The organism is Streptomyces sp. NPDC033216 (genome assembly GCF_055577115.1).
In genome coordinates, this window is the sequence record NZ_JBVIQK010000035.1 from 37,330 (window position 1) to 46,470 (window position 9,141).

Consider the following 9,141-nt stretch of genomic DNA (forward strand, 5'->3'; position numbering starts at 1 on the left):
AGCGACCGAAGAAGCTCGGGTCGCTGGCCGTTGCACTTCGGTCGCTGGACCGCCGGAAGAAAGCCCTTGGCTGTCTGTTCGCTTCGCTACTCTGTCCTCGTTGCTCAGTCGCTTGGGTCGCTGACGGGGGGTGCGATGGCCTCTGAGCTGGGGGAGTGTCGCAGTCATGCCGCGCGGCAGGCGTTCGCCGGACGGTCGCTGGCCATTGCCCGCTGGTGCGCGGCCCGGGGCTGGCCCGTCCATCCGCTCGCGCCGGGACGCAAGACCCCGGCGGGCAACTGCGCCGCCTGCCGGACGCCGGGACACACTCACCGGGGGTGCGGTTGTGTCGCGGCCGGCCGCTGGTGCCACGGGTTCCATGCCGCGACCGTGGACCGCGCCCGCGTCGAGCAGTGGTGGGGCGCCAACCCGGGCCTGGGCGTCGGGATCGCCTGCGGGCCCGCCGGTCTGGTCGTCCTCGACATCGACGCCCATGAACGCCGGCTGCCGCAGCGGGACCGGCTGCTGCCCGGCATCGAGATCTCCCCGGACATCGACCTGACGGGACTGGCCGACGGCTTCCACACGATCGGGGTCCTGGCCGCGCTGCGGGGCGCCGTCAGCCCGGCGGACGACGACACCACCCTGCGGGTCCGCACCCCCTCGGGGGGCCTGCACGTGTGGTACCGGGCCCATCGGGGGCATCGCTGGCAGTGCTCCACCGGGTCGGGTGCCCGCGCGCTCGCCTGGCAGGTCGACGTACGAGCGCACGGCGGGTACATCGTCGCTCCCGGCACCACGACCGAGGCCGGGGCCTATCGGCCCGTGGGGGCCGTGCGGGAGCCTGCCCCGCTGCCGGACTGGCTCGCCCGGGAACTCGACCGTACCGGGCATCTGCCGTCCTCGGCTGCCCCGCCGCCCAGGCCGGTGCCGCCACGGGCCAGGCAGGCCGTCCAGGCCGCCGGGGGCGGCCTGGACGGCACCGCCCGTCTGCTGGCCGCGTTACTCGCCGAGGTGGCCGCCTGCGCCGCCACACCCGAGGGTGCCGGCTTCTCCGAGAAGCTGAACCGTGCCTCGTACACCGCCGGAGGACTGGTGGCCGCCGGGCGGTTGGACCACGCGGAGGCGGAACGTCTGCTGCGGGAGGCGGCCGAGCTGGCCCGTCCCGGACAGCAGCGGCGCTATGGAGCCATCATCCGCAGCGGCGTGAACGCCGGCACGCTGCGACCGCTGCACTCGGAAGGGCGCTCATGACTTCAGGGAACGGCAACACCCTCTTCGATCCGCAGGCGGTGGCCGCCCAGATCCTCTACGCCCAGCCCGAGCAGAGGTCCCTGTCGAGCGGTGCGAAGGGCCAGGAGCACGGGACGCCGGGCCGGGAAGCGGCCGGGCAGGGCGAGGTGACCGCCGACGGGCTGCTGCCGGACACCCTCAGCGACCGCGGCAACGCCAAGCTGTTCGTCAAGCTGTACGCCGGCGACTACCGGCACGTCCCCGGGCTCGGCTGGTTCCGGTGGGACAGCACCCGCTGGCGGATGGACGAGGACGACACCGTGATGTGGGCCGCCGGAGACCTGGCCGAGTCCCTGGCGACGACCGACCCGCGCGGCCACTTCACCTCGGCGGCCCTGCAACAGCACCGCAGACGGGCCCTGAGCACCAGTGGCATGAACGCCATGCTCACCCAGGCCAGGTCCGCACCCGGCATGGTGCTCACCGCGGCGCTGCTGGACGCCGACCCGTACGTGCTGTGCACTCCCGGGGGCATCGTCGACCTGCGCTCGGGCGCGATCCGGACGCCCGATCCGAACAAGGACTTCCACTCCCGGTCCACGACCGTGGCCCCGGAGCCGATACCCACGCCCCGCTGGCACCGGTTCCTCACCGACACCTTCGGCGACGGGCCCGAGGGCGCGGAGATGATCGGCTTCCTGCACCTCCTGCTCGGCTACTCCATCACCGGGGACGTGGGCGGCCAGGTGATGCCGTTCCTGTTCGGCTCCGGCAAGAACGGCAAGTCGGTGCTGCTGGACGTGCTGATGAAGCTGCTGGGCGACTACGCCGACGCGGCGCCACCGGGCTTTTTGATGGCCCGCCCCTACGAGGGTCACCCGACGGACCTCGCGGAACTGCACGGCCGGCGCGTCATCGTGTGCAGCGAGGTCAAGCCCGGCGACCGCTTCGACGAGGCCCGCGTGAAGCTGCTCACCGGCGGGGACCGTATCAAGGCCCGCCGGATGCGCCAGGACTTCTTCAGCTTCGCGCCGACCCACAAGCTGTGGCTGCTGGGCAACCACCGGCCCGAGGTCGGCACCGGAGGCTTCGCGTTCTGGCGCCGGATGCGGCTCATCCCGTTCGAGCGCGTGGTCTCCGACGACCGCAAGATCGACAACCTCGCGGACGTCCTCGTCACCGAGGAGGGGCCCGGCATCCTCAACTGGCTGGTCATGGGCGCCCGCCGGTATCTGGCAGGGGAGCGCGACCTGGCCGGTCCCGAGCGCGTCAGGATCGCCACGACGGCCTATGCCGAGACGGAGGACCACACCGGCCGGTTCCTGAGCGAGTCGTGCCGGCTCGAGCCCGCGCTGCGGGCGGAGCAGGCTCACCTGTACGCCGCTTACAAGACCTGGTGTCAGAATGACGGGGCCCCGGCCGTCTCCTCCCGTGCCTTCGCGGCAAGGGTTCGGGAGGTCGTGGGACTGGCCTCGCCCAAGGAGATGATCCTGTCCAACCAGCGGAAGTACTACCCGGGTATCGGACTGGTGGCCGACGAGGAGACAGCATGAGCGCTCTCATCGGAGAGGACGAGATCCTCCATGAGGCCGAACTGGTCTGGCTGGAGGACATAGCTGCTCTCGACTACGTCCGGCAGAGCCTGGACCGGCTGCCCACCCGGCGCGGCAAACCCGCCTACCACCGCGACGGACGCATGGTCGGGTATGCGCTGCTCGGGCCTCAGGCCAAGCCGTCCCGGTCGTCCGGCACCTTCCGCCGCCGGGTCTTCTGGCTGCTGCCGCACGACCGGGACGCCGATCCCCAGGGCCTGTACGCCACCGGGGCGCCCGCGGAGGCGGTCGACCCGCGCACTCTGTCGCCGGGGCGCAAAGGGCGCAAGACGGAGCGGTCGGAGGGCGGCCCGCTGTCGTCGGCGGTGCGGGAGCCGGGGAAGAGGCTGTGGCTCTGAGCGTGTGCCCCGGCCCGGCGGTCCGTGACCGCCCGGTCCCGGCAGGCGGTCCCGCCGGTCCTGGAGCCGGTTCGCACCGGCGCGCGGGCTGTGCGTCCGGGCGGTGACCTGCCGACGGCGACCGTGTCGACGACGCCGAGTCCGTCGGCGGGACCGGGCCCGGACGGTGCGCCCGGTGCCGGCCGTGCGAGGGCGGGCGCCCGCGCAGAACCGACAGCAGGAGTGGTCACCGAACCTTCACGTCGGTGGTGGCGCAGGTGGCGCACAGGGGCGTGCGTCACTGCTGGGAACCCCTGTGAGCAGGGAGAGGGGCGCCTCCGGCGCTTCGGGTGACAGGTCTCTCGGTCAGGACGTTGTGCGGGTCTTGAAAAGAACCGTCCACTCGGTATATTTCTTTGCCGTCAGCCGCCCCGCTCGCCGGAGGTGACGGGTCGGCTTCCGTACGTCACAGCAGGGGGGAGGGGCGTGCACCGTGTGCTGTCTCCACAGATCTGACGGGCCTCGGCCGTTTCCCGCCACCCCTGCCGCTGCACATCGAGGTCAAGGGGAGGTCCTACGGTGAACAGTCGTCTGCGTGCGCAGGTCGTGATCGTGGGGGGAGGCCCCGTCGGCATGCTGCTGGCGGCCGAGCTGGGGGACTACGGGGTCAGCACCGTCCTGCTGGAAGCGGAGGCGTCCGTCTCGGAACGCCCCAAGGCCTCGGTGCTGCACGCCAGGGCGCTACAGGGACTCGCCAGGCGGGGGTACTTCAGTGAACTCGTTCCCAGGGCCGCCACGGCGGCGGGTGAGGCCGAGGCCCCGTTCCGCTTCGCCGGCATACCCGGCCTGTCCATCACCGCCCCGGCCTCGGAGCCCGGCCCCGTCCTGAAGCGCCCTCAAGCCGATCTCGAGCGCCTGTTCGAGCAGCGGGCGCGAGCCGCGGGCGTACGGGTCATGCGTGAGCACCGCGTGAGCGAGGTCAGCCAGGACGAGGAGGGTGTCCGGGTGCTGGCGGAGGGGCCCTCGGGGCGTGTCGAGTGCACCGCCCGGTACCTGGTGGGGGCGGACGGCGGTCGCAGTACGGTCCGGGAGCAGGCGGGAGTCCCCTCGCAGACCTACCGGGCCACGACCTCCGGGCTGGCCGGGCTGGTGACGCTGGAGGACGCGGACGATCTGCCGCCGGGCTGGCACCGCACCCCGCGCGGCTGGATCGTCGCCCGCGACCTGCCGGGCGTCGGCACGCACATCAAGACCCTCGACTGCTCCGGCGCCCATCCCGAGCGCCACCTGCCGCCCACCGCGCGGGAGCTGCGCGACGAACTCACCCGGATCGCCGGGAAGGAGATCGCCTTCCGGGAGCCGCGCTGGCTCAGCCGGTTCAGCGACTTCGCCCAGCTCGCCCGCTGCTACCGCTGGGGGAGGGTGTTCCTGGCGGGGGACGCGGCGCACATGCACTTCCCGGTCGGTGCCCAGGGACTGAGCACCGGCGTGCAGGACGCCCTCAACCTGGGCTGGAAACTCGCGTTCGTCGTGCGGGGACTCGCGAAGGAGGACCTGCTCGACACCTACGACACGGAGCGCCGGCCGGCCGCCCGCAGTGTCATCGACAACACGCGGGCCCAGCTCGCTCTGATGCGCTCGGGACCCGAGACCGACGCCCTGCACGCCCTGTTCGCCGGACTGGTCGAGGCGGACCGGGGGAGCCGGCACCTCAGCGACCTGATCAGCGGTCAGGACATGGTCCTTCCGCGACGTACCGGGCGGCCTTCCCGCTGGGAAGGAAGGTTTTTTCAGAACATGTCCCTGACGACGCGCGAGGGCCGGATGGATGTGATCGGGCTGCTGCGGGCCGGCAGACCGCTGTTGCTCGTCTTCGGTGAGGGCGGCGGCCGCCACCTCGAGCAGGCCCGCGACTGGGCCCAGGTCGTGAGCACGGTTCGTGCCGAGCCCACCCCCCAGGTCGGGTGCGACGCCCTGCTGGTGCGGCCCGACGGTTACGTCGCCTGGGCCCCCGCCCCGGGGGGAGACTGCCTGGAAGATGTGCTCGAGCTGTACTTCGGCGCCCGGTCGGCCCGGCCCGTGCAACAGCTGGCCATGACGGGCGCGGGAGCGGTCAGCTGACGGCGCCCGCCGGCTGCCGGTCCAGCCGCTGCCGGATCTCCTCGTAGGTCGCCTCGCCCCGCGACTCGGACAGGTCCAACAAGGCGAGCACGGAAGGCACGGCGATGCTGGGGAACAGATGATGCAGCAGCGCGGAGGTCCTGGGCCGCAGGTCCTGATAGTCGCTGACGACCTGGGACATGGACTGCACGCCCGCGAAGGTGCTCACCACGATGTCGGCGGTCACGGAGGGCACGACGCGGGGCAGCAGCTCGCCCTGGGCCTGCGCGTTCTCCAGCAGTCCGCGGCATACGGAGCTCCAGCGCACGAAGGCGCCGCTGCGGTCCAGCTCCTTGGCGTACTGGTCCATGCTCAGTCGTACGCCCGCGCGCACCATCGGGTCGGACTGGAGGCGGTAGGCGTGCAGCAGCACCACGTCCGCCAGCTCCTGCAACTTGTAGACGCGCTCGGGGATCACGAACCGCTGGTCCTGCTCGTTGAGCACTCCCTGGGCCAGCTGTTCCTTCGACTCGAAGTGGAAGTACAGCGCTCCCTTGGTCACACCGGCGGTGGTGAGGATCTCGGAGATGGTCGCGGCCTGGTAGCCGCGCTCCTCGAAGACCTTCGCCGCTGCCTGGAGGATGGTCCTGCGCGTGCGGATCGCACGGTCCTGCTTCACCACTTGGCGGGCCTCCCGTTTCTCGGAGATCACGACGGCCGGCGGAGCCTCGGGCCGACTCCCTCAAAAAAACCGCCCAGTTTGTATCTTACAACCGGTGGTGTGCGCCGCCTCAAGAGTCGGGCAGCCGGCGCTTCGCACTCCGGGGTCTGACAGACGGAGGAGGACAGCGGTGATTCTCGTGACAGGCGCCACCGGGACCATCGGACGGGAGGTGCTGCGGGGACTTCCCGCCGATCTCCCGGTGCGGGTCATGGTCAGGGACCCCGCGCGCGTGCAGGGGGCAGCCCGCACGGCCGAGATCGTGGCCGGCGACTACAGCGATCCGCGGTCGCTGGACCGCGCTCTTCGAGGGGTGAGCCGCGCGTTTCTCCTCACCAACCGGGTGGGCGGCGACGACGACGCGCGCTTCCTGCGCGCCGCGCGGGCGGCGGGCGTACGGCACCTGGTCAAGGTGTCCGCGGCCGCCGTCGCGGACAGCGATGCGCGCGACCTCGTCACCCGCTGGCAGCGCGCCAACGAGGAGCTGCTGCTGGGCTGCGGGATGCGGTGGACGCTGCTGCGCCCGCGTGCCTTCATGTCCAACACACTGTCCTGGGCGGCGTCCATCGCCTCCGACCGGGTGGTACGCGCTCTGTACGGCACGTCGGCCAACGCGTGCGTCGACCCGCGGGACGTCGCGGCCGCGGCCGTGTGCGCGCTGACCGAGGACGGACACGAAGGGCGGGTCTACACCCTGACCGGACCCGAGCCGATCAGCGCGTTCGAGCAGGCGGCCCAGCTCGGCCGGCTGCTGGGCAGCCCTTTGCGCTTCGAGGAGCTCTCCCCGGCCCAGGCGCGCGTCCTGCTGAGGAAGCGCTATCCCGCGGCCGTCGTCGAGGCGCTGCTGGCCGCGGCGGAACGGCAGCGGGCGGGGGCCAAGGTGGGCGTGGAGGACACCGTCCCGCGTCTGACCGGCCGTCCGGCCCGGTCCTTCGGGACATGGGCCGAGGACCACCTCGCGGCGTTCGGTGCCGTGCCGCGGTAGGTGGACGCGGGACGGCACGGCCCCCCACGCGGCCCCCGTGCCGGATGAGGGCCGGACGGCCTGCGGGGCGGGGGCCCGTCCAAGGACCGGAGGGCGCGCCACCGCGCCCCCCGGCCGCTCCGGCCGCTCCGGCGCCGGCGCCGCACGACGTGGGGACAGCTTCGAGGACAGACGCGTGGGCCGGAGGGCGCGTGCGTGCCCTCCGGCCGTGGTGAGCAGGGGCAGGCCCGCGGGTCTGCCCCTGCTTCCTGCGGTCAGTCGAACGGGGCCGCCCGCAGGGTCGAGGTGAACACGGGCCGGCCGTCCTGGTGGCCGGTGACGAGAACCGTCTCCGGGTCGTCGGGTGCGGCCTTGGGCAGGCGCAGGGCGTCGATCACGCAGGGCAGGTCCAGCTCCGCGTACTTCATGAACTCGCAGTCCAGGCCGAGCGGCAGGATCGCGGGTCTGCCCAGGACCGCGGTCGCCGCCTGGCGGGCGGCCTCGAGGAGCACCATGCCCGGAACGTGGTCGACCTGGTGGTCGAAGAGGACGGGGTGGCGGGTGTCCATGCGCAGTTGCCAGCGGTCCGGCTCGCCGGTGGGGGAGAGGACCACGTCGGTGGGCGAGAGGCGCCCCACGGTCGCCGGGGCCACCGGAGCCGTCAGCGGGAGGGGGCGGTGCCCGGCGTCGAAGACGCGCTGCGGACGCAGTCGCCGGTACACGGCGGGAGCGATGACGCTGAAGGAGATCCGTCCCGACGCGGCGAGCCGCCCCTCGCGCAGCACCTTGGTCTCGTAACACATGCCGGTCAGCCGGTGGCCGCGCTTCCTGACCTGCGAACAGGTGACGTCGATGTCCAGCGCGGCGGGCGCCCCGCCGACCCGGATCTCCTCGGGACACACCGTGAGCGTCAGTTCCTCCAGCAGGAACTGGTGGCCGAAGGGAACGCCGAACTCGGCGTGGGCGAGCAGGGCGCCGGTCTGACGGATCGTTTCAGCGGCCATCAGCGGGTCGTGGTGGGTTCCGTTCACGGCAGTGAAGAAGCTGTGGCCCCGCGGCCACTGGGCGGTCACCGTGAAGTGGGTGTCGTCCAGGCGCTGCCAGCCGGTGAGCATGACCTCCGCGACGGCTGCCCGGTGCACCAGTTCCCTGGGGACCGTGGTGGTCAGGTGACCGTGAAGCAGTGCGGCTGTCCGAAAAGGTGACTGAGCGGCATGTACCGCCGTCTGCTCGATCGACGGACCTTCGAACTGGAACGTGGTCGCAGTCATCGCTCCCCCTGGACGAGATCGGAGATGGGCTGAGGGGAAAAATAGAGGGCAACCGGTTTGGTTTCCAGAGGAATCGGAGCCTCCGCACGGGATCGTGGGCCATCGCGGTCGGCGAGCCGTGGCTCGGTTCCGCTCGATCGGTCCCTTCTCCGACGTTTCTCCAGCTCACAGCCCAGGCGTCGGCTCCGGCCGCCCGCCTCGGCGCTTCTCGAGCGGCATTGAAGCGTCTCTTGAGCGCGGTGCCGCACGGTGGCCGGAACCGAGAGGAGCGGACATGGGCGAAGCGGATGTCGCCCCCCTCGCGCTGCGGGTCGAGCGCGGGCGGGCCGACGATGACGAACTGGCCGCGGTGGCCGTCGTGCTGTGCTCTGTACTGGCCGCCGGGCGGACGGCGGCGACCCGCGGGCAGGAGCCCCTTCCCGACGTCCCGGCGTGGCGCCGTCCCGAGCGCGCCGGCACGCGATGGCGCTCCCCGTACTGCTGGCGATAGAGCCAGTGCGCCCGGCCGTGGGCCGACAGGCGCTTCTTCCAGGGCCGATTCCATGTGCGCGCCGCACGCCCCCCTGTAAACCGCATATGCGGTTTGTTAATCTGGGCGCAGTCCGGCCGCGCTCATGAGGGAGGGAGGCACAGTGACAGTCCTCAACGACATTCTCCAGGTGACCGCCGAGCCGACGGACGCGCGTGGGCGGGTCGCCGAGTTGCACGGGATCCGTGCGCAGGCGCTGGCCGGGCCGAGCGAGAAGGCGACTCTGGCGCAGCATGCGAAGGGGAAGCTGACCGCTCGGGAGCGGATCGGGCTGCTGCTGGATCCGGGGTCCTTCCAGGAGGTCGAGCAGTTGCGCCGGCACCGGGCGAGCGGTTTCGGTCTGGAGGCGAAGAGGCCGTACACCGACGGTGTCGTCACCGGCTGGGGCACGGTGGAGGGCCGTACGGTCTTCGT

At 72.0% G+C, this 9,141-nt stretch carries 9 protein-coding genes; 7 read left to right on the forward strand and 2 right to left on the reverse strand.

Features of this window, described 5'->3' with window-relative positions; all coding sequences use genetic code 11:
• Nucleotides 1-204: 204 nt before the first annotated feature.
• The 4 genes from ACZ5Y0_RS34225 (at nt 205) to ACZ5Y0_RS34240 (ending at nt 5,263) form a co-directional block, all read left to right on the forward strand.
• The gene (locus ACZ5Y0_RS34225; protein ID WP_469132567.1) at nt 205-1,233 is read left to right on the forward strand and encodes a bifunctional DNA primase/polymerase; all 1,029 of its coding nucleotides are present in this window, start codon (nt 205-207) and stop codon (nt 1,231-1,233) included.
• Nucleotides 1,230-2,765, forward strand: coding sequence for a DNA primase family protein (locus ACZ5Y0_RS34230; RefSeq protein WP_469132559.1), 1,536 nt, complete (start codon nt 1,230-1,232; stop codon nt 2,763-2,765). The genes ACZ5Y0_RS34225 and ACZ5Y0_RS34230 overlap by 4 nt, the downstream gene beginning before the upstream one ends.
• On the forward strand, nt 2,762-3,163 hold the full coding sequence (locus ACZ5Y0_RS34235) for a DUF6009 family protein (RefSeq protein ID WP_469132560.1): 402 nt from the start codon (nt 2,762-2,764) through the stop codon (nt 3,161-3,163). The genes ACZ5Y0_RS34230 and ACZ5Y0_RS34235 overlap by 4 nt, the downstream gene beginning before the upstream one ends.
• A 558-nt stretch (nt 3,164-3,721) precedes the next feature.
• Nucleotides 3,722-5,263: an FAD-dependent monooxygenase gene (locus tag ACZ5Y0_RS34240; protein WP_469132561.1), complete on the forward strand. Its 1,542-nt coding sequence runs from the start codon at nt 3,722-3,724 to the stop codon at nt 5,261-5,263.
• On the opposite strand, the gene ACZ5Y0_RS34245 is transcribed toward ACZ5Y0_RS34240, so the two are convergent.
• Nucleotides 5,256-5,924, reverse strand: coding sequence for a ScbR family autoregulator-binding transcription factor (locus ACZ5Y0_RS34245; RefSeq protein WP_469132562.1), 669 nt, complete (start codon nt 5,922-5,924; stop codon nt 5,256-5,258). The genes ACZ5Y0_RS34240 and ACZ5Y0_RS34245 overlap by 8 nt on opposite strands.
• 169 nt (nt 5,925-6,093) lie before the next feature.
• Between ACZ5Y0_RS34245 and ACZ5Y0_RS34250 the strand changes: the two genes are divergently transcribed.
• Nucleotides 6,094-6,948 carry an NAD(P)H-binding protein gene (locus ACZ5Y0_RS34250; RefSeq protein WP_469132563.1) on the forward strand — a complete coding sequence of 285 codons (855 nt, stop codon included), beginning with the start codon at nt 6,094-6,096 and terminating at the stop codon, nt 6,946-6,948.
• Nucleotides 6,949-7,202: 254 nt separating this feature from the next.
• On the opposite strand, the gene ACZ5Y0_RS34255 is transcribed toward ACZ5Y0_RS34250, so the two are convergent.
• Nucleotides 7,203-8,198, reverse strand: coding sequence for a ScbA/BarX family gamma-butyrolactone biosynthesis protein (locus ACZ5Y0_RS34255; protein WP_469132564.1), 996 nt, complete (start codon nt 8,196-8,198; stop codon nt 7,203-7,205).
• A gap of 274 nt (nt 8,199-8,472) precedes the next feature.
• Here ACZ5Y0_RS34255 and ACZ5Y0_RS34260 point away from each other — a divergent pair, with 274 nt between their 5' ends.
• Both ACZ5Y0_RS34260 and ACZ5Y0_RS34265 read left to right on the forward strand, forming a co-directional pair.
• A complete protein-coding gene (locus ACZ5Y0_RS34260) occupies nt 8,473-8,688 on the forward strand; it encodes an acyl-CoA carboxylase subunit epsilon (RefSeq protein ID WP_469132565.1) in 216 nt (71 codons plus the stop codon).
• A 142-nt stretch (nt 8,689-8,830) separates the two neighbouring features.
• A partial coding sequence (locus ACZ5Y0_RS34265) for a carboxyl transferase domain-containing protein (RefSeq protein WP_469132566.1) occupies nt 8,831-9,141 on the forward strand: 311 nt, incomplete at its 3' end.